The organism is Pseudomonas asiatica (assembly GCF_040214835.1).
Classification (GTDB): Bacteria; Pseudomonadota; Gammaproteobacteria; order Pseudomonadales; family Pseudomonadaceae; genus Aquipseudomonas; species Aquipseudomonas putida_Z.
This window is the reverse complement of sequence record NZ_CP157874.1, coordinates 1,862,626-1,881,517: the sequence shown is the minus strand read 5'-3', so window position 1 is coordinate 1,881,517 and position 18,892 is coordinate 1,862,626. Positions and strand designations below refer to the sequence as shown.

Here is an 18,892-nt window from a genome sequence, read left to right as displayed (position 1 = left end):
TTCCTTTCGTAGGGCGCTCATGGCGCGCGCGGGTTGCCGCGGGGTGGTCGGGTGGGCTCCAGGTTCGGGGTTTGCTGCTGGCGGCGCAGGTTGTCGCCATTGCCGATGCCGCGGTTGTCCAGGGTGGGCGTGCGCTGGTACGGGTCGGTGGACGGGCCGCGCACGGGAGGTGTGGCCGGCATGCTGCCTTGGCGGCTGTTAGGGTTGGCGCGCTGGATCGGGCTGTTGTAGGGGTTGTTGTTGCCGGCGGCGAGTTGCAAGGGCGGCTCGGGGGCCGCTTGCGCGGGCAGGCACAGCACCAGGCCGAGGGCCAGGATGGGCAAGGTCGGGGTCATGCTTCACCTCCTGTACGAAAATGCCGCGCCTGGTGGGTTTGATAGCCTAAGGCGCGAAGGGTTCGCGGCAAAAGTGTGAATGCGGGTGGAGATGATTCCTGATGTTTCAGTATGGGCCTTGGGGGCTGCTTTGCAGCCCATCGCGACACAAGGCCGCTCCTACAGGGGTACGCGATTACCTGTAGGAGCGGCCTTGTGTCGCGATGGGCCGCAAAGCGGCCCCAGGTTACTGGCCCTTGTCCACCTTGTGCCGCGCCGCATACAGGCACAGCATTTCCATCGCCAGAGTCGCCCCGGCCAGCGCGGTGATGTCGGCGTGGTCATAGGCTGGCGCCACCTCCACCAGATCCATGCCCACCAGGTTGATACCGCGCAGCCCGCCGATGATCTCCAGCGCCTGCACCGTGCTCAGCCCGCCGCACACCGGTGTGCCGGTACCAGGCGCATAGGCCGGGTCGAGGCAGTCGATATCGAAGGTCAGGTACACCGGCCGCTCGCCCACCCGCTGGCGAATCGCCGCGATCACCGCCTCGGTGCCCTGCCGGTGTACCTGGCGGGCGTCGAGGAGGGCAAAGCCCTGGCTGTCATCATTGGTGGTGCGCAGGCCGATCTGCACCGAGCTGGCCGGGTCTACCAGGCCTTCGCGGGCGGCATGCCAGAACATGGTGCCGTGGTCGATGCGTTTGCCCTCCTCGTCCGGCCAGGTGTCGCTGTGCGCATCGAAGTGGATCAGCGCCAGCGGGCCATGGCGGCGGGCATGGGCCTTGAGCAGCGGGTAGCTGATGAAGTGGTCGCCACCCAGGGTGAGCATGGCGCAGCCTGCTTCCAGAATATGCGTGGCATGGGCCTCGATGCTGTCCGGTACCGACTGCGGGGTGCCGCTGTCGAAGGCGCAATCACCATAGTCGATCACCGCCAGGTGATCGAACGGGTCGAACGCCCACGGCCAGTGCCGGGCCCAGGCCTGCTGCACCGAAGCGGCGCGGATCGCCCGCGGGCCGAAGCGCGCACCGGGGCGGTTGCTGGTTGCAGTATCGAACGGCACACCGCTGACCACCACATCGACGCCACGCAGGTCGCGGCTGTAGCGGCGGCGAGAGAAACTGGTAATGCCGGCGTAGGTACTTTCCGCAGCGGTGCCATACAGGCTGTCGCGGGTCATGGCCTGGTCGTTGTTTGCGGCTTGCTCCACGGTCGGGCTCCTTTGTCGTTATTGGTTACTGGCGGCTGCGGAACGCGGTCCACAGGCGGTTGCGCTGGCGCAGGTCGGCCAGGGCCATGCTGCGGTCGGCATACAGGCGCTGGCGCACCGCGGCCGACGGGTAGATGTCCGGGTCGTTGCGCACCGCTTCGTCCACCAGCGGCGTGGCCGCCTGGTTGGCGTTGGCGAAGAACAGCGTGTTGGTCAGCGCGGCCACCGATTCGGGCTTGAGCATGAAGGCGATGAACGCCCGCGCGGCCTCGGGGTGCGGGGCGTCCTTGGGAATGACCAGGTTGTCCTGCCATACCAGCGTGCCTTCGCGGGGGATGCGGTAGATCAGCTCGAACGGCTTGCCGGCGCGGCGCGCCTGGTCGGCGGCCATCGCCGCATCGCCGTTGTAGGTCAGCGCCAGGCACACGCTGCCGTTGGCCAGGTCGCTGATCTGCCGGCCATTGGCGACGTAGCTGATCGACGGCTGCAGCTGGCTCAGCAGGCTCTGCGTGGCGGCCAGGTCGTCCTTGTCCTGGCTGTAAGGGTCCTTGCCCAGGTAGTTCAGGGCCACGCCGATCACCTCCTGCGGCGAGTCGGGCATGGCGATGCCGCAGTCCTTCAGCCGGCTGGCGTACTCGGGCTTGAACAGCAGGTCGAGGCTGTCCAGCGGCACATCTCCCAGGCGTTGGCGCACCGCTTCCACATTCACCCCCAGGCCCAGGGTGCCCCAGGTGTAGGGCACGGCATGGCGGTTGCCGGGGTCGGCCTCGGCGAGCTTGGCCAGCAGGTCCTTGTCGAGGTTGGCATAGCCAGGCATGGCCTGGGGGTCGAGCGGCTGCAGGGCGTTGGCCTTGAGCGCCCGGGCCAGCACGGCCGACGACGGCACCACCACGTCATAGCCGCTGCCACCGGTCAGCAGCTTGGTTTCCAACACTTCGGTGGTGTCGAAGGTGTCGTAGCGCACCTTGTAGCCGGTTTCCTGCTCGAAGCGCTGGAGGGTTTGCGGGGCGACGTAGTCGGCCCAGCTGTAGAGGTTGACGACCTTTTCTTCGGCCTGCAGCGGCAAGGCCAGGACCAGGGACAGCAGGCACAACGATCGACGCATGGCGGACACCTCGGCAAATGGGTGGATGCCGCGAGCATGCCAGCCGGGTTACATTGCAGGAATGGCAAGTTTGCAAAGCTGACATTCACCAGAGGCAATGTAATGCTCGGACAAGTGCACGACCCCGACCTGCACCTGCTGCGGCTGTTCGTCACTGTAGTCGAGGCCGGAGGCTTCAGTGCCGCGCAAGGCGTGCTGGGCCTGAGCCAGCCCACCATCAGCCAGCGCATGGCGCAGCTGGAAGCGCGGCTGGGCTACCGCCTGTGCAGCCGCGGCAAGGGTGGTTTTCACCTGACGGAAAAAGGCGCGTTGTTGCTGGACGCCGCCCGTGGGTTATTGCTGAACATCGAACAGTTTCGCCAGCAGGCCAATGGCGTTGCCGGGCGGCTGCTGGGGACCGTGCGCATAGGCATGGCGGAGAACCAGGACAAGGCGGTGAGCCTGAAGCTGGCGGCGGCCATTGCGGCGTTTCGCAGGCGCGAGGAGGCGGTGCAGCTGGAGCTGATCAGTGCGCCACCGGCAGAGCTGGAGCGCTTGTTGCTAGAGCAGCGGCTGGATTACGCCATCAGCTACTTTTCCGGCAACCAGGCAGCCTTCGATTACCAGCCGCTGTTCGAGGAGCGGCAACGGCTGTATTGCGGCAAGGGCCATGAGCTGTTCGGTGAGGCTGGCGTGGGGCGGGAGCGGTTACTGGCGATGGACCAGGTGCGCCATCCGTACCGGTTTCTCAAGGGCGGTGAGCCGTTCCAGAGCCAGCGCAGCATGGCGGTGGCGGAGCAGATCGAGAGCGTGCTGACGTTCATTCTGTCGGGGCGGCATATTGGCTATCTGCCGTGCCATTGCGCGCAAGCCTGGGAGGCTGAGGGGCTGTTGTGGGCGCTGGACCCGGGGTTGGACTTCGTGGTGCCGTTTACCCTGGCCAGGCACCGGGCGCAGGCGGTTGGCGAGGCACAGCAGGCGTTTGCACAGGATTTGCTGGCGGCGTTTGCCTGACCCGGCCTCTTCGCGGGCTTGCCCGCTCCCACAGGGACCGCGACTTCCTCAGGCATGTGCGGTCCCTGTGGGAGCGGCCTTGTGTCGCGAAAGGGCCGCAAAGCGGCCCCGGCAATATGTGCAGCGCAGCTGAAATCCTGGGGGCGCTTCGCACCCCTTTCGCGACACAAGGCCGCTCCCACAGAACCGCGCAGGGTCAGTAAGCCATGCTCCAGGTCAGCACCGGGCGGCGAGGCACAGCAGGCGTTTGCACAGGATTTGCTGGCGGCGTTTGCCTGACCCGGCCTCTTCGCGGGTAAACCCGCTCCCACAGGGACCGCGACTTCCTCAGGCATATGCGGTCTCTGTAGGAGCGGCCTTGTGTCGCGAAGGGCCGCAAAGCGGCCCCGGCAATATGTGCTGCGCAGCTGAAATCCTGGGGGCGCTTCGCACCCCTTTCGCGACACAAGGCCGCTCCTACAGAACCGCGCAGCGTCAGTAAGCCATGCTCCAGGTCAGCACCGGGCGGCGAGGCACAGCAGGCGTTTGCGCAGGATTTGCTGGCGGCGTTTGTCTGACCGGGCCTCTTCGCGGGCAAACCCGCTCCCACAGGGACCGCGACTTCCTCAGGCATGTGCGGTCCCTGTAGGAGCGGCCTTGTGTCGCGAAGGGCCGCAAAGCGGCCCCGGCAATATGTGCTGCGCAGCTGAAATCCTGGGGGCGCTTCGCACCCCTTTCGCGACACAAGGCCGCTCCTACAGAACCGCGCAGCGTCAGTAAGCCATGCTCCAGGTCAGCACCGGGCGGCGAGGCACAGCAGGCGTTTGCGCAGGATTTGCTGGCGGCGTTTGTCTGACCGGGCCTCTTCGCGGGCAAACCCGCTCCCACAGGGACCGCGACTTCCTCAGGCATGTGCGGTCCCTGTAGGAGCGGCCTTGTGTCGCGAAGGGCCGCAAAGCGGCCCCGGCAATATGTGCTGCGCAGCTGAAATCCTGGGGGCGCTTCGCACCCCTTTCGCGACACAAGGCCGCTCCTACAGAACCGCGCAGCGTCAGTAAGCCATGCTCCAGGTCAGCACCGGGCGGCGAGGCACAGCAGGCGTTTGCGCAGGATTTGCTGGCGGCGTTTGTCTGACCGGGCCTCTTCGCGGGCAAACCCGCTCCCACAGGGACCGCGACTTCCTCAGGCATGTGCGGTCCCTGTAGGAGCGGCCTTGTGTCGCGAAGGGCCGCAAAGCGGCCCCGGCAATATGTGCTGCGCAGCTGAAATCCTGGGGGCGCTTCGCACCCCTTTCGCGACACAAGGCCGCTCCTACAGAACCGCGCAGCGTCAGTAAGCCATGCTCCAGGTCAGCACCGGGCGGCGAGGCGCAGCAGGCGTTTGCGCAGGATTTGCTGGCGGCGTTTGTCTGACCGGGCCTCTTCGCGGGCAAACCCGCTCCCACAGGGACCGCGACTTCCTCAGGCATGTGCGGTCTCTGTAGGAGCGGCCTTGTGTCGCGAAAGGGCCGCAAAGCGGCCCCGGCAATATGTGCTGCGCAGCTGAAATCCTGGGGGCGCTTCGCACTCCTTTCGCGACACAAGGCCGCTCCTACAGAACCGCGCAGGGTCAGTAAGCCATGCTCCAAGTCAGGGTGTAGGTACGCCCGCGCCCTTGGTAGTCATACAGGTAAGCCGGCCCGTAGGTAGGCGAGTAGAACAGCGTCGCACGCTGCCCCCAGACCGTGCTGTACTGCTTGTCCAGCAGGTTCTGGATGCCGGCGCTGAAGGTGCCGAAGCCGGTGTCCTGGCTGCCCAGCAGGTCAAAGGTGGTATAGCCGTCGATCTCGTGGTCGGCATCGTCCTTCAGGCTGAAGGCATGGTTGGCCTGCAGCCGTGCATTGCGGCCATCGCCCTTCCAGCCGACGAATGCTGTAGCCTTGGACAACGAGGCATAGCGGGCATCGCGCTTGATCCAGCCACCATCGACATCCTCTTCCTCGGAGCGGGTCAGGTGCAGGGTGCCACCGGCTTCCCAACCTGTCTGGAAGTGTCGGGTCAGAGCGCCCTCAAAACCAAAGTCGCGGCTTTTCTGCTCTTCCACGTTGATGGTCAGGGTCTGCGAATCGACGTTGATGATCTTGTCCGACCAGATGTAGTACAGCGCCGCCTGGGCATCCCAGTCCAGGTCGGCATAGCGCCAGCCCAGTTCCACCTGGCGGCTCTTGATGCCGGCCAGCGGGTTGTCGGCCACGCTCAGCCCGGGCTTGCCGTAGTACTTGGCCGGGTCGGGCAGGTCGAAGCCTTCGCCGTAGTTGGTCCATACCTGGTGGCCATTCTTGAAGTCGTAGATGGCACCGACGTTGAACAGGTTGACCTGGTAATCGTTGCTGCCACCCGGCACACCCTTGAAGTCGCTGACGTCCACGTCCATCTGCTGGCGCCGGGCGCCGCCGGACAGGGTCAGGTTATCGGTGGCATGCCAGTCCAGCTGGGCGTACACCGACACGCCGTCGACCCGGTAGCTGGGGTAGCGCGCGGCCTTGCTTTCCTTTTCCAGCTCCAGGCCACCCGACTCGGACGACGTCTGGGCGTTGAAGGTGGTCTGCTCGGCGTTGAAGCGCTCGCGGTCCAGGTCCACGCCGTAGGTCAGCTTCAGCGCGTCCCACTGCTTGGCGAACAGGCCCTTGAGGCTGGTGACTTCGAAGTTTTGCTGCGAGGCGGCGAAGTACACCCCGCGCGAGCCGGTGGGCGTGGCGCGGTTGTAGTACGGGAACGGGTAGAAGTTGTCGTCTTCCTTGCGGTACGAGGCCTGCAGGTAGAAGTCCTGGCCCAGCACGTCGGTGTGGTGGTAGTTGGCGTTCAGCAGCAGGCGCCGGGTGCGCGGCTCCAGGTCCGACGAGTAGCCGCTGCGCAGCTCGGCGTCTTCAAGGTCGGATGGGGCGTTGTGGTTCAGGTTGGGGAAGTAGATACCGGTGCTGCCGTGGTTGCCCGAGTCATAGTACTGGGCCAGCAGGTCGAGGCTCTGCTGGTCGTTCAGTTGCATCCCCAAGGTGCCGAGCACGTCGATGGTGCGGTTGTACTGCAGGTCGGTCTGGGTGTTGTCGATGAAGATCTGGTCGCCGGCGCCATCGTAGAAGGCTTCGTTCTGCTCGCCGGAAACCCCCAGGCGGGCATTGAACCGCTCGTTGCCGCCACTGATCGACTGGGCAAAGCGGGTGGCCAGGTCGTCGCTGTTGTTGAAACCGCTGCTGGCGCCGAGCTGGGTCTCGAAGCGCGCCGGGCCGGGTTCGCCCTTCTTGGTCACGATATTGATGATGCCGCCGGTGGCGCCGCCGCCGTAGATGGCACTGGCGCCAGACAGCACTTCGACGCGCTCGACGTTGAACGGCGAAATGCTGTCGAACTGGCGCGACAGGCCGCGCGAGCTGTTCTGGCTGACCCCGTCGATCATCACCAGCACGTTGCGCCCGCGCATGTTCTGGCCGTAGTTGGTACGGCCTTCCGGCGCCAGGTCGAGGCCTGGCACCAGCTTGCCGATGGCTTCCTTCAGGCTGACGCCGCTGTCGATCTGCTCGCGCAGCTGCTGTTGGTCGACCACCCACACGGTGCCGGGGATTTCGCTGATCGCGGTGCTGGTGCGCGAGGCCACGCTGACCTCGATCGGCTTGAGGTTGACCGCCTGCGGCGCAGCGTCGGCCTTGCGCAGGGTCACCGTGCGGGCATCGCTGAAGTGCCAGCTCATGCCGCTGCCGGCCAGCAACTGCTGCAGGGCCTGCTCGATGCTGTAGCTGCCCTGCAAGGCCGGGCTGGCTTGGCCGGCGACATCGCCAGTGGTGTACAGCAGGTGCAGGCCGGCCTGGTCGGCGAAGGTGGTCAGGGCCTGGTCCAGCGGCTGGGCCGGCAGGTCGAGCTGGACCAGGCGGGCCTGGGTCTGGGCCTGTTCGGTGGCGGTCGAGGCAAACGCCTGCAGCGGGCCGACCAGCATGGCCAGGGCACTGCAGGACATCAGGGCATGGTGAAGCGGACCGCGGCGGCGGTGCAAGGGCTTGAGCATCAGAGGCACGAATGAGCTTCCTGACAAGTCGTAAATGAGAATTGGTTGCTGATCAGTCCCACTACGACGATCTGGCAGGCAGGAACTTGCAGTGCAAAATAAAAAATTTTTCCTGTGCCGGCCTCTTCGCGGCTAAAGCCGCTCCTACAGGGATCTCCACAGCCTTCCAGACCTGTGCAGTACCTGTGGGAGCGGCTTCAGCCGCGAAGAGGCCGGCACAGGCGAATCAATGAACCACGGCCAACCACGGCAGGTAGGTCACCTTCAGCCCATAGCGCTGCTCAAGGGTCCGCAACAGGGCCTCCGGCTCATCGAGGTCGAACACCCCGCTGACCTCCATCGCCGCCAGCTTGCTATCGGACAACACGATCCGCCCATGCCGGTAACGCTCGAGCTCCGCCAGCACCTGCCCCAGCGGCTTGCCGTTGAAGATCAACTTGCCGCGCTGCCAGGCCATCTGCGTGCCGGCATCGGCCGCTACTGCCAATTCATGCTCGCCAACCTTGGCTTCGCCGTGTGCCAATACCACGCGGCCATCGCGACGCACGCTGAAGGTAGCCGCACTCCCTTGCACCCGCTCACCGGCCGTGTCGACCACAAAGGGCCGTGAATCATCGGTGGTTTCGAACAAGGCCTCACCAGACTCCAGCACCACCCGCCGCTCACGGTCGCTGAATACCACGCTCAGGGCAGTGGCGCTGTTCAACGTCACCCGCGTGCCGTCGGCCAGGGTAATCACCTGTCGCTCACCGACCCCGGTGTGGTAATCCGCCAGCAGCACCGGCGCCTGCTGCCAACCTGCCACAGCAACGGCAAATACCAGCGCCGCAGCCACGCCCGCCTGTTTGAGCCAGTTGCGGCAATGGCGCAGGGCCTGGCCGATGTACTTCGCCACCATGCTTTCGGAAACCCCCAGGCGTTGCGCGATCTGCGCCTGGGTCAGGCCATCGACGCGGTTTAGCAACAGTGCCTGGCGGGCATTGTCGGACAGCTGCAGCAGCGCCTGATCGAGGATCTGCAGGCGCTCCCGGGCCAGCAAGGCCGCTTCGGGTGCAGGCGCCGGGCAGGCCACCTCACCTGCCCGCTCGCTGTCGTCGTGGCTGGCGGCAATGCGCTGCTCACGGCGCAAGGCATCGATCGCCAGGTTGCCGGCCACGCGGAAGATGAAACTGCGCGCGTGCAGCACCGGCACCGCCTGCTGGTCGATGTTCACCAGCCTCAGGTAGGTTTCCTGCGCGACGTCGGCAGCGCGCTGACGGTCGCTCATGCGCCGGGTCAGGAACTGCAGCAGGTCGTCGTAGTGCTCCTGGAAACTTGCCAGCAGGCCCGGCGCGGGAGAGGTCAGCATGGGTTTGGGAACGGCCAGTAGGAGAAGTTATCGGGCGTTAATGAGAAACAGTATCTTTCATCTGGGCGGAGACTTTCAACGCCGACGCGTATTTGCCACACTGCCCATTCGCCCACTCTGGCAAGGTCGCACCCCATGGCTGCCCGTCTGCACCGCTACGCCCGCCTGTTCCTGGTCCTGCTGCTGGCCTGCGGCCTGGGGGCCTGTGCGCTGTTCCAGGCACACGACCCGGTCAATATCAGCGTGATCGGTATCGAACCGCTGCCCGGGCAGGAGCTGGAACTGCGCATGGCGGTGAAGATGCGGGTACAAAACCCCAACGAGGCGCCGATCGACTACAACGGCATCGCCATCAACCTGGAAGTGAACGGCCAGCCGCTGGCCGCCGGGGTCAGCGACCAGCAGGGGCACATCGGCCGTTATGGCGAAGCGGTGGTCGTGGTGCCGGTGAGCATCACGGCGTTTTCCTTCCTGCGCCAGGCCTATGGGCTGGGCCGGGTGGACTCGTTGCAGGGCCTGCCCTATGTGCTGCGCGGCAAGCTGGCCGGCGGGCTGCTGGGGACCGTGCGCTTTACCGACGAGGGCAAGCTGGACCTGCCCAAGGGCGCCTACTGGTAGGCGCCTGGCGGGTGTGATCAGCGGTTGGCGCTGGCTGCGGCCATCAGCTTGTTGACTTCGCTGCGCACCATGTTGGCGTATTCGGGCGGCGACATGCCATCCAGCTCGGCGCGCACCCACTCGGCCCATTTGCCTTTGCGCCGGGGTTTTTCGGCGATCAGCCGCGCCGCTTCGCCCTTGGCCTTGCCCAGGTTGTTCTGCCACAGCTCGAACAGCCGGGCCTTCTCTGCCTCGATCTGCGCCCGTTCCTCGAAGCTCATGTTGGCCAGATTGAAACTCATGAAGGTACCTGCAGGTTTGAAAATGGCCGCTATCTTACACCCAGGTACTGCAACAGCCCAAAGCCGCCGCAACTTTCCCGACGCGCCGGCATCCATTGTTCAAACCACACCATCGACGAGGACGAGTTCATGGCCCGGAAAAACGCCGCGCTGGCCGACAGCGATCAGATCAAGGACCAGGTATTCAGCGAACTGCAGGCGCTGATCGAAGAGTCGGAAAGGCTGCTGAACGACAGCGCCGCCCTGGTGGGTGACGAGGCGGAAACCCTGCGCGCGCAGGTAAGCCTCAAGCTACGCCAGGCGCGCCATGCCGCCGACAAGGTGCGTAGCAAGGCGCAACCGGTGGTGGAGGCTACCCAGGACTACATCGGCGGCCACCCGTGGCAGACCGTGGCCATTTCCGCAGGCCTCGGGCTGGTGGTCGGCCTGCTGCTGGGCCGCCGTCACTGACGCCTGGGCCGCCTGGTGCGAATCAGGCGGCCTGCGCCATCGGGATACCGCTGTGGAAACGCAGCTCCTGGTCCGGTGACTGGATCAGCTCCACCTCCGCTGCGCGCACCAGTTCCACCCGGCGGGCGATGTCTGCCTCATCGCCGTAGTTGTGCGCCAGTTTCAGGTAACCCTGGTAGTGGCGCGCTTCGCTCTTCAGCAGGCCGTGGTAGAAGCGGCCCAGCTCCTCGTCCAGGTGCGGTACCAGCGCGGCAAAGCGCTCGCAGCTGCGCGCCTCGATGAACGCCCCCACCACCAGCGTATCCACCAGTTTGACCGGCTCGTGGGCGCGCACCAGGCGCCTCAGCCCCGACGCATAACGCCCCGCCGACACCGGGCGCAGCGGCACGCCGCGGCGCTTCATCAGGCGCAGCACCTGCTCGTGGTGCACCAGCTCCTCGCGGGCCAGGCGCGACATCATGTTGATCAGGTCGAGGTGGGTGTTGTACTTGGCGATCAGGCTCAGGGCGGTGCTGGCAGCCTTGAATTCGCAGTTCTTGTGGTCGATCAGCAGGGTTTCCTGGTCGGCGAGCGCCGCTTCGATCCAGGCGTCTGGTGTCGGGCAACCAAGAAAGGCGTCGATTTCGGGGATCAGGGACATGAGCGTGCAACCACAAAGAACAGGCAGGGCCGGCGATTATACCGGCGGCGGCGGGCGGCGCCAGTGACTATGCTTGATGTACATCAAGCGCCAGCGGGGGAAGCGCCGACTATAGTCAGGCATTGGTCGCCACCTTTGAAGGGAGTTAACGCCCATGCAAGCCGTCCGCAGCATCCTCGTCGTCCTCGACCCCGAGCACGCCCACAGCCGGGCGCTGACCCGGGCCAAGCTGATCGCCGGTGTCACCGGCGCGCGCCTGCACCTGCTGATGTGCGACAAAAGGCATGACCACAGCGCGCTGCTGAGCCTGCTGAGCAGCCAGTTGCATGATGACGGGTACGACAACGTCACCCATGAGGAGGCCTGGCGCGACAACCTGCACGACACCATCATCTACGTGCAGCAGGCCGAGGGCTGCGAGCTGGTGATCAAGGAACACCGCCCGGACAACCCGCTGAAAAAGGCCCTGCTCACCCCCAGCGACTGGAAGCTGCTGCGCCAGTGCCCGTGTGCCGTGCTGATGGTCAAGAGCGAGCGGCCGTGGACCGGCGGCAAGGTCCTGGCCGCGGTGGACGTGGGCAACCAGGACGAGGACCACCGCCGCCTGCATGCCAGCATCATCGACCATGGCTATGACATTGCTGCGCTGGCCAAGGGTGAATTGCACGTCATCAGTGCGCATCCGTCACCGATGCTGTCGGCGTCGGACCCGGTGTACCAGCTGAGCGAGACCATCGAAAAGCGCTACCGCGAGGCGTGCAAGGCATTCCAGGCAGAGTACGACATCAGCGAAGACCGCTTGCATGTGGCCGAAGGGCCGGCGGATGTGCTGATTCCGCATACCGAGAAGAAGATCGATGCCGTGGTGACGGTGATCGGCACGGTTTGCCGCACGGGGATTTCCGGGGCGTTGATTGGTAATACCTCGGAGGTGGTGCTGGATTCGCTGGAAGGGGATGTGCTGGTGCTCAAGAGCGAGGAGGCAATTGCCCACCAGGCGGAACTGGCCCGCGGCTAAAAGTGACGCGCGCCATGTAGGAGCGGCCTTGTGTCGCGAAAGGGCCGCAAAGCGGCCCCAGGATCCTGGCGTCTACGCAGGAATCGCTGGGGCTGCTACGCAGCCCTTTCGCGACACAAGGCCGCTCCTACAAGGACCGCGCACGTCTTGGAACTTGAGCCAGTCAGGCCAACGCTTCCTGCACCTTCGGGTCCAGCCCCTCCCCTGCATTGGCCTCGATCCATTGCGCCAGCTGCCGGCGCATCGCCGGCGTCCAGAAGCTCTGCAGATGCTGCCGTACCCCTTGCACCGCCAGCGCCCGGTCTGGCTCGCTGTCGAAGTAATGGGCAATCTGGTTGGCCATCTTGACCAGGTTCTCACTGCTCATCGGCGCACCTCGGCTTTTTCCGCAATACGGCGCTCCTTCAGCAAGCGCCGCTGCTCGTCACTGAAGTCCTGGTAGCGCTTCTGCCACTGCGAAGGCTGGAACACTTTCACCACCTCCACCGCCGTCACCTTGTACTCAGGGCAGTTGGTGGCCCAGTCGGAGTTGTCGGTGGTAATCACGTTGGCCCCCGACTCGGGGAAGTGGAACGTGGTGTACACCACCCCCGGCGCCACCCGTGCACTGACCTTGGCGCGCAGCACCGTCTGCCCGGCGCGGCTGCCGATGCCGACCCAGTCACCGTCCTGGATGCCACGGCTTTCGGCGTCGGTCGGGTGGATTTCCAGGCGGTCGGCGTCATGCCAGGCGACGTTGCCGGTACGCCGGGTCTGGGCGCCGACGTTGTACTGGCTGAGAATGCGCCCGGTGGTCAGCAGCAGCGGGTAGCGGTTGTTGACCTTCTCCTCGGTGGGCACGTAGCCGGTAAGCATGAAGCGCCCCTTGCCACGTACGAACTGGTCGATGTGCATGGTCGGCGTGCCATCCGGCGCTGCGTCGTTGCACGGCCACTGCAGGCTGCCGTGGCGGTCGATCTCGGCGTAGCTGACGCGGTGGAAGGTGGGCGTCAGGCGGGCGATCTCGTCCATGATCTCGGACGGGTGGCGGTAGTTCATCGGGTAGCCCAGGGCATTGGCCAGGGCCACGGTCGCCTCCCAGTCGGCCTTGCCAGCCAGCGGCTCCATGACCTTGCGCACCCGCGAGATGCGCCGCTCGGCGTTGGTGAAGGTGCCGTCCTTCTCCAGGAACGAGCTGCCCGGCAGGAACACATGGGCGAACTTGGCTGTTTCGTTGAGGAAGATGTCCTGCACCACCACGCACTCCATGGCCAGCAGGGCCGCGGTGACGTGCTGGGTGTTGGGGTCGCTCTGGGCAATGTCCTCGCCCTGGCAGTACAAGGCCTTGAAGCTGCCGTCCAGCGCCGCTTCGAACATGTTGGGGATGCGCAGGCCCGGGTCCGGCTGCAGGGTCACGCCCCAGGCACGCTCGAACTCGGCGCGCACGCCCTCGTTGGAAATGTGCCGGTAGCCGGGCAATTCGTGAGGGAACGAACCCATGTCGCACGAGCCCTGCACGTTGTTCTGCCCGCGCAGCGGGTTCACCCCTACCCCTTCGCGGCCGATGTTGCCGGTGGCCATGGCCAGGTTGGCGATGCCCATCACCGCGGTGCTGCCTTGGCTGTGCTCGGTCACGCCCAGGCCGTAGTAGATGGCCGCGTTGCCGCCGGTGGCGTACAGCCGGGCGGCGGCGCGGATCTGCTCGGCAGGCACGCCACAGACCGGGCCAAGCACTTCGGGGGCGTTTTCCGCCAGGCTGACGAAGTCGCGCCAGCGGGCGAAATCTTCGGTTTCGCAGCGGGCATCGATGAAGCGCTGGGCCAGCAGGCCTTCGGTGACGATCACGTGGGCCAGGGCGTTGAGCATGGCCACGTTGGTACCGGGGCGCAGTTGCAGGTGCAGCTCGGCGCGGGCGTGCGGCGAATCGACCAGGTCGATGCGCCGTGGGTCGATCACGATCAGCCGCGCACCCTGGCGCAGGCGGCGCTTGAGCTGCGAGCCGAATACCGGGTGGGCGTCGGTGGGGTTGGCGCCGATCACCAGCACCACGTCGGCCTGCATCACCGAGTCGAAGCTTTGTGTACCAGCCGACTCACCCAGGGTCTGCTTCAGGCCATAGCCTGTGGGCGAATGGCATACCCGCGCGCAGGTGTCGACGTTGTTGTTGCCGAACGCCGTGCGCACCAGTTTCTGCACCAGGTAGGCTTCTTCGTTGGTGCAGCGGCTGGAGGTGATGCCGCCGATGGAATCGCGACCGTACTTCAGCTGGATGCGGCGGAACTCGCTGGCGGCGTAGGTCACCGCCTCGTCCCAGCTGACTTCCTGCCATGGGTCTTCCAGGCGCTTGCGGATCATCGGCTTGGTGATGCGGTCCGGGTGGGTGGCGTAGCCCCAGGCGAAGCGGCCCTTGACGCAGGCGTGGCCGTGGTTGGCGCCGCCGTTCTTGTCCGGGACCATGCGCACCAGCTGGTCGCCCTTCATTTCGGCGCGGAACGAGCAGCCGACGCCGCAATAGGCGCAGGTGGTGATGACCGCACGCTCGGGTTGGCCCAGCTGTACCAGGCTCTTTTCGGTCAGGGTCGCGGTCGGGCAGGCCTGCACGCAGGCGCCGCACGACACGCACTCGGAGGCGAGGAAGTTCTCACCACCCGCCGCCGCCACTCGCGATTCGAAGCCGCGCCCGGTGATGGTCAGGGCGAAGGTGCCCTGGATATCCTCGCAGGCGCGCACACAGCGGCTGCAGACGATGCACTTGCTCGGCTCGTAGTCGAAATACGGGTTGGATACGTCCTTTTTCTCGGCCAGGTGGTTGGCGCCGTCGTAGCCGTAGCGCACCTCGCGCAGGCCCACCTGGCCGGCCACGGTCTGCAGCTCGCAGTTGCCGTTGGCCGAACAGGTCAGGCAGTCCAGCGGGTGGTCGGAGATGTACAGCTCCATCACGTTGCGGCGCAGGCCGGCCAGGCGCGGGGTTTCGGTGTGCACCACCATGCCTTCGCTGACCGGGGTGGTGCAGGAGGCCGGGTAGCCGCGCATGCCTTCGATTTCCACCATGCACATGCGGCACGAGCCGAAGGCTTCGAGGCTGTCGGTGGCGCACAGTTTGGGAATGCTGGTACCGAGCATGGCCGCAGCACGCATTACCGAGGTACCGGCGGGCACAGTGATGGCACGGCCATCGATGCTCAGGCTGACCTGTACCTCGCTGTCACGGGCCGGGGTGCCGAGGTCGCTGCTTTTATCAGAAGCGGGGTCGAAGAAATTGATCACTGCGCGGCCTCCGTGTGGGTCAGCCCGAAATCGGCGGGGAAGTACTTCAGCGCGCTGGCCACCGGATAGGCGGTCATGCCGCCCATGGCACACAGCGAGCCGTATTGCATGGTGTCGCACAGGTCGCGCAGCAACAGAGCCTGGTCATGCCGTTCGGTTATGTCGCTGGTGGCGATCAGCCGGTCGACCACTTCCATGCCCCGGGTCGAGCCGATGCGGCATGGGGTGCACTTGCCACAGGACTCCTCGGCGCAGAACTGCAAGGCAAAGCGCGCCATGCTGGCCATGTTCAGGGTGTCGTCGGCCACTACCACACCACCATGGCCGAGCATCGCGCCCATTGCGGCGAAGGCTTCATAGTCCAGCGGTGTGTCGAAGTGGCTGGGCGGTACCCAGGCACCGAGCGGGCCACCCACCTGCGCGGCCTTCAGCGGCCGGCCGCTGGCCGTGCCGCCGCCATAGCCTTCCACCAGCTCGCGCAGGGTCAGGCCAAAGGCGCGTTCCACCAGGCCGCCCTGGCGGATGTTGCCGGCCAGCTGGAACGGCATGGTGCCCAGCGAGCGGCCCATGCCGAAGTCGCGGTAGAACGCCGCGCCCTTGGCCATGATGATGGGTACCGAGGCCAGGGTGAGTACGTTGTGCACCAGCGTCGGCAGGCCGAACAGGCCCTGCAGCGCGGGCAGCGGAGGCTTGGCGCGGACGATGCCGCGCTTGCCTTCGATTGATTCGAGCAGCGCGGTTTCTTCGCCGCAGATATAGGCGCCGGCGCCGACCCGCACTTCCAGGTCGAAGGCCTGGCCGCTGCCGGCCACGTCGCTGCCGAGGTAGCCGGCGTCACGGGCGATGGCGAAGGCCTGGTCGAGCATGCGGATGGCGTCGGGGTATTCCGAGCGCACATAGATGTAGCCCTTGTCGGCACCCACGGCGAGGCCGGCAATGATCATGCCTTCAATCAGCAGGAATGGGTCGCCTTCCATCAGCATGCGGTCGGCGAAGGTACCGGAGTCACCCTCGTCGGCGTTGCACACCACGTACTTCTGCCCGGCCCCGGCGTCACGCACGGTGCGCCACTTGATGCCGGCCGGGAACGCCGCACCGCCGCGGCCGCGCAGGCCGGAATCGAGCACGGCGGCGACCACCTCGGCACCGTCCAGGGCCACGGCCGCTTCAAGGCCGGCGAAACCGCCATGGGCACGGTAGTCGTCCAGCGACAATGGGCGGGTGATGCCGGCGCGGGCGAACAGCAGGCGCTGCTGGGTCTTGAGGTAAGGGATGTCCTCGACCGGCCCCAGGGCCAGCGAGTGGCCACCAGATTCACCGGGCTCACCGGGCTCACCGGTAAAGGCGTCGAGCAAGGACGGCACGTCTTCCGGGGTGACCGGGCCGAAACCCAGGCGGCCTTGCGCGCTGTCGCACTCCAGCAGCGGTTCCAGCCAGTACAGCCCGCGGGAACTGGTGCGCTGGATGTCCAGCGGCAGCTGGCGGCGTTCGGCCTCACGTTGCAAGGCATCGGCGACCTGATCGGCGCCCACGGCACGGGCTACCGAATCGCAGGGGATGTACAGCTTCAGCATGCTGCGTCCTCCCGGCAAGCGTTGACCAGCGCGCGCAGGCGGTCAGGGGTAAGACGCGCATGCACCTGGCCGTCCAGTTCCAGCGCTGGCGAGCAGGCACAGGCGCCCAGGCAGTACACCGGGCGCAGGCTGATGGTGCCGTCGGCGCTGGTGCCGTGGTCGTCCAGCGCCAGCTGTTCGCGCAGTTGCGCGGCCAGCGCCTCGGCGCCCCGGCTCTGGCACGACTCGGCGCGGCACAGGCGCAGGGTGTGGCGCGCCGGTGGCGTGGTGCGGAAATCATGGTAGAAGCTGATCACCCCACGCACCTCGGCCAGGCTGAGGTTCAGGGCATGGGCAATTTCGGCGACAGCGGCATCGGGGATGTAGCCGATGTCGTGCTGGATGGCATGCAGGATCGGCAACAGCGCGCCGGGGGTATCCTTGTCACGGGCCAGAATGCGGTGGATCACAGGCAGGTGGAGCAATTCATCAGGCATACAGCGGACCTCGGCATCACGGACCCTGCCTGAATTGTTGTAAGGGCAGGTATCCGGCGTGTTCTGCTGCGGCGCGCCGGCCACGTCACGGTTGCGTGGTGCCAGCGGCCTCCTTGCCTGCGGCCGCACGTCTGCGCGCGCTGGTCCGAGGCATCCTGCAAGCATGGCACTTGTGGCGCCGGGGGGTTGCGTGCGAACGACCAGGCGCATCCTGAAACCGACGCGGGTTGTTTCTGGCCTTATGCAGTCTGCTGCGCTGTCGCTTAGAGAACTGAATTCACAAGCGGTCCGCGTACCCTGTGGGAGCGGCTTTAGCCGCGAAGAATCCAACGCGGTGCATGGCACCGGCTACGCCGGTGCTCCGGTAGCCCAAGGAATGCGCCCTACCTGTGGGAGCGGGCGCGCCCGCGAAGAATCCGACGCGGTGCATGGCATCGGCTTCAGGCCACCGCCTTGTCCACGCTGCGCCCGGCCTCCAGTTCACGCACCAGCGGCAGCACATGTTCGCCGAAGTACGCTACTTCCTCCTGGAAGTGCAGGAACCCGGACAAGATCAGATCCACACCCACCGCCTTCAGCACAACGATGCGCTCGGCAATCTGCCGTGGTGTACCGATCAGGTTGGTCTTGAAGCCATCGTTGTACTGCACCAGGTCTTCGAAGCTGGACCTGGCCCAGTTGCCCTCGCCCTCCGGGCTGGCAGAACCGGCATGCTTCACTTCCTGGCCAAACGCCCGCACCGCCTCGGGGTTGGCCTTGGCGATGATCTCCTGCAGCACCGCACGCGCCTGCTCTTCGGTGTCGCGGGCGATGATGAAGGCATTGACTCCAACCTTTACCGAATGGCCGTTGGCCGCCGCCTTGGCGCGGATATCGTCGACCTGCGCCTTGATCCCTTCCACGCTGTTGCCGTTGGTGAAGTACCAGTCCGACACGCGCGCCGCCATGTCCCGTGCGGCACGCGAGCTGCCGCCCTGGAAAATCTCAGGGTGCGGCTGCTGCAGCGGCTTGGGTTTGAGGTTGTAGTCGCGAAAGCGATAGAAGTCGCCGTTGAAGGTGAAGTTGTCCTGGGTCCAGATGCCCTTCAGCGCGCGGATGAATTCCTCGGAACGGCGATAGCGTTCGTCGTGGTCCAGCCAGGGTTCGCCGATGGCGTGGAACTCGCCCTTGAACCAACCCGAGACCACGTTGATGGCGATGCGGCCATTGGTGAACTGGTCGATGCTCGCCAGCTGCTTGGCCGCCAGCGCCGGGTTCCACGGGCCTGGCAGGATGGCGGCGATGACCTTGAGCTTTTCCGTGGCAGCAAGCAGCGCGTGGCTGATGGTGACCGACTCGTGCTGGTTGTCGGCGCCGTAGCCGGCGGTGAAACGGATTTGCGACAGGGCGTAGTCGAAACCAGCCTGTTCGGCGATTTGCGCGAGCTTGCGGTTGTAGTCGATGTCCCAACTGGTGCGCTGTTCGATGGTGCTGACCACCAGGCCACCACTGACGTTGGGGACCCAGTAGGCGAACTTGATCGGGGCTTGGCTCATGGTAAGGCTCCTTGGTGATCCTCGGGTTCAAGGAGGCAGGAGCAGCAAACATGCCAGGCTTTAAAGT

The 18,892-nt window shown here is 65.8% G+C and carries 16 protein-coding genes; 4 read left to right on the top strand and 12 right to left on the bottom strand.

The features are described from left to right. Positions 1 to 17: 17 nt before the first annotated feature. The 3 genes from ABNP31_RS08510 to ABNP31_RS08500 form a co-directional block, all read right to left on the bottom strand. Positions 18 to 335: a hypothetical protein gene (locus ABNP31_RS08510; RefSeq protein ID WP_025338362.1), complete on the bottom strand. Its 318-nt coding sequence runs from the start codon at positions 333 to 335 to the stop codon at positions 18 to 20. Between the two features lie 226 nt (positions 336 to 561). Further along, positions 562 to 1,527 (bottom strand): agmatinase, encoded by a 966-nt coding sequence (speB, locus tag ABNP31_RS08505; protein WP_350013196.1) that lies wholly within the window; start codon positions 1,525 to 1,527, stop codon positions 562 to 564. A gap of 25 nt (positions 1,528 to 1,552) precedes the next feature. Then, positions 1,553 to 2,632 carry an extracellular solute-binding protein gene (locus tag ABNP31_RS08500; protein ID WP_085619387.1) on the bottom strand — a complete coding sequence of 360 codons (1,080 nt, stop codon included), beginning with the start codon at positions 2,630 to 2,632 and terminating at the stop codon, positions 1,553 to 1,555. Positions 2,633 to 2,734: 102 nt separating this feature from the next. Between ABNP31_RS08500 and ABNP31_RS08495 the strand changes: the two genes are divergently transcribed. Next, complete coding sequence (locus ABNP31_RS08495; RefSeq protein WP_085619389.1) at positions 2,735 to 3,625, top strand: LysR family transcriptional regulator; 891 nt, start codon at positions 2,735 to 2,737, stop codon at positions 3,623 to 3,625. Positions 3,626 to 5,212: 1,587 nt separating this feature from the next. Here the strand turns inward: ABNP31_RS08495 and ABNP31_RS08490 are convergent. After that, positions 5,213 to 7,639, bottom strand: a complete 2,427-nt coding sequence (locus ABNP31_RS08490) for a TonB-dependent receptor (RefSeq protein ID WP_350013407.1) — start codon at positions 7,637 to 7,639, stop codon at positions 5,213 to 5,215. Between the two features lie 226 nt (positions 7,640 to 7,865). After that, on the bottom strand, positions 7,866 to 8,987 hold the full coding sequence (locus tag ABNP31_RS08485; protein ID WP_085665502.1) for a sigma-70 family RNA polymerase sigma factor: 1,122 nt from the start codon (positions 8,985 to 8,987) through the stop codon (positions 7,866 to 7,868). A gap of 135 nt (positions 8,988 to 9,122) precedes the next feature. Here ABNP31_RS08485 and ABNP31_RS08480 point away from each other — a divergent pair, with 135 nt between their 5' ends. Further along, positions 9,123 to 9,605, top strand: coding sequence for an LEA type 2 family protein (locus ABNP31_RS08480; protein WP_075044241.1), 483 nt, complete (start codon positions 9,123 to 9,125; stop codon positions 9,603 to 9,605). 17 nt (positions 9,606 to 9,622) lie between these two features. Here ABNP31_RS08480 and ABNP31_RS08475 read toward each other — a convergent pair whose 3' ends face one another. After that, positions 9,623 to 9,886, bottom strand: a complete 264-nt coding sequence (locus ABNP31_RS08475; protein ID WP_025338356.1) for a hypothetical protein — start codon at positions 9,884 to 9,886, stop codon at positions 9,623 to 9,625. A 129-nt stretch (positions 9,887 to 10,015) separates the two neighbouring features. Here ABNP31_RS08475 and ABNP31_RS08470 point away from each other — a divergent pair, with 129 nt between their 5' ends. Then, positions 10,016 to 10,336 carry a DUF883 family protein gene (locus tag ABNP31_RS08470; protein ID WP_025338355.1) on the top strand — a complete coding sequence of 107 codons (321 nt, stop codon included), beginning with the start codon at positions 10,016 to 10,018 and terminating at the stop codon, positions 10,334 to 10,336. Between the two features lie 22 nt (positions 10,337 to 10,358). Here ABNP31_RS08470 and ABNP31_RS08465 read toward each other — a convergent pair whose 3' ends face one another. Further along, the gene (locus tag ABNP31_RS08465; protein ID WP_085665501.1) at positions 10,359 to 10,976 is read right to left on the bottom strand and encodes a tRNA-(ms[2]io[6]A)-hydroxylase; all 618 of its coding nucleotides are present in this window, start codon (positions 10,974 to 10,976) and stop codon (positions 10,359 to 10,361) included. A gap of 154 nt (positions 10,977 to 11,130) precedes the next feature. On the opposite strand from ABNP31_RS08465, the gene ABNP31_RS08460 reads away from it, so the two are divergent. Next, positions 11,131 to 11,994, top strand: coding sequence for a universal stress protein (locus tag ABNP31_RS08460; RefSeq protein WP_025338353.1), 864 nt, complete (start codon positions 11,131 to 11,133; stop codon positions 11,992 to 11,994). 163 nt (positions 11,995 to 12,157) lie between these two features. Here the strand turns inward: ABNP31_RS08460 and ABNP31_RS08455 are convergent, their stop codons facing one another. From ABNP31_RS08455 to sfnG, 5 genes are all read right to left on the bottom strand, one after another. Then, positions 12,158 to 12,361, bottom strand: coding sequence for a formate dehydrogenase subunit delta (locus tag ABNP31_RS08455; RefSeq protein ID WP_015269628.1), 204 nt, complete (start codon positions 12,359 to 12,361; stop codon positions 12,158 to 12,160). Further along, on the bottom strand, positions 12,358 to 15,240 hold the full coding sequence (fdhF, locus tag ABNP31_RS08450) for a formate dehydrogenase subunit alpha (RefSeq protein WP_025338352.1): 2,883 nt from the start codon (positions 15,238 to 15,240) through the stop codon (positions 12,358 to 12,360). The genes ABNP31_RS08455 and fdhF overlap by 4 nt, the downstream gene beginning before the upstream one ends. After that, on the bottom strand, positions 15,237 to 16,814 hold the full coding sequence (locus tag ABNP31_RS08445) for a formate dehydrogenase beta subunit (RefSeq protein ID WP_350013195.1): 1,578 nt from the start codon (positions 16,812 to 16,814) through the stop codon (positions 15,237 to 15,239). Before ABNP31_RS08445 ends, fdhF begins: the two co-directional genes overlap by 4 nt. Then, positions 16,808 to 17,290, bottom strand: a complete 483-nt coding sequence (locus ABNP31_RS08440) for a formate dehydrogenase subunit gamma (RefSeq protein ID WP_085617289.1) — start codon at positions 17,288 to 17,290, stop codon at positions 16,808 to 16,810. The genes ABNP31_RS08445 and ABNP31_RS08440 overlap by 7 nt, the downstream gene beginning before the upstream one ends. Positions 17,291 to 17,730: 440 nt before the next feature. Beyond that, positions 17,731 to 18,825: a dimethylsulfone monooxygenase SfnG gene (gene sfnG / locus ABNP31_RS08435; protein ID WP_085665499.1), complete on the bottom strand. Its 1,095-nt coding sequence runs from the start codon at positions 18,823 to 18,825 to the stop codon at positions 17,731 to 17,733. Positions 18,826 to 18,892: the final 67 nt, after the last annotated feature.

Coding starts and splice junctions, on each gene's coding strand:
- ABNP31_RS08510 (WP_025338362.1), bottom strand. CDS start 335: ATGACCCCGACCTTGCCCATCCTGGCCCTCGGCCTGGTGCTGTGCCTG.
- ABNP31_RS08500 (WP_085619387.1), bottom strand. CDS start 2,632: ATGCGTCGATCGTTGTGCCTGCTGTCCCTGGTCCTGGCCTTGCCGCTG.
- ABNP31_RS08495 (WP_085619389.1), top strand. CDS start 2,735: ATGCTCGGACAAGTGCACGACCCCGACCTGCACCTGCTGCGGCTGTTC.
- ABNP31_RS08490 (WP_350013407.1), bottom strand. CDS start 7,639: ATGCTCAAGCCCTTGCACCGCCGCCGCGGTCCGCTTCACCATGCCCTG.
- ABNP31_RS08485 (WP_085665502.1), bottom strand. CDS start 8,987: ATGCTGACCTCTCCCGCGCCGGGCCTGCTGGCAAGTTTCCAGGAGCAC.
- ABNP31_RS08480 (WP_075044241.1), top strand. CDS start 9,123: ATGGCTGCCCGTCTGCACCGCTACGCCCGCCTGTTCCTGGTCCTGCTG.
- ABNP31_RS08475 (WP_025338356.1), bottom strand. CDS start 9,886: ATGAGTTTCAATCTGGCCAACATGAGCTTCGAGGAACGGGCGCAGATC.
- ABNP31_RS08470 (WP_025338355.1), top strand. CDS start 10,016: ATGGCCCGGAAAAACGCCGCGCTGGCCGACAGCGATCAGATCAAGGAC.
- ABNP31_RS08465 (WP_085665501.1), bottom strand. CDS start 10,976: ATGTCCCTGATCCCCGAAATCGACGCCTTTCTTGGTTGCCCGACACCA.
- ABNP31_RS08460 (WP_025338353.1), top strand. CDS start 11,131: ATGCAAGCCGTCCGCAGCATCCTCGTCGTCCTCGACCCCGAGCACGCC.
- ABNP31_RS08455 (WP_015269628.1), bottom strand. CDS start 12,361: ATGAGCAGTGAGAACCTGGTCAAGATGGCCAACCAGATTGCCCATTAC.
- ABNP31_RS08445 (WP_350013195.1), bottom strand. CDS start 16,814: ATGCTGAAGCTGTACATCCCCTGCGATTCGGTAGCCCGTGCCGTGGGC.
- ABNP31_RS08440 (WP_085617289.1), bottom strand. CDS start 17,290: ATGCCTGATGAATTGCTCCACCTGCCTGTGATCCACCGCATTCTGGCC.
- sfnG (WP_085665499.1), bottom strand. CDS start 18,825: ATGAGCCAAGCCCCGATCAAGTTCGCCTACTGGGTCCCCAACGTCAGT.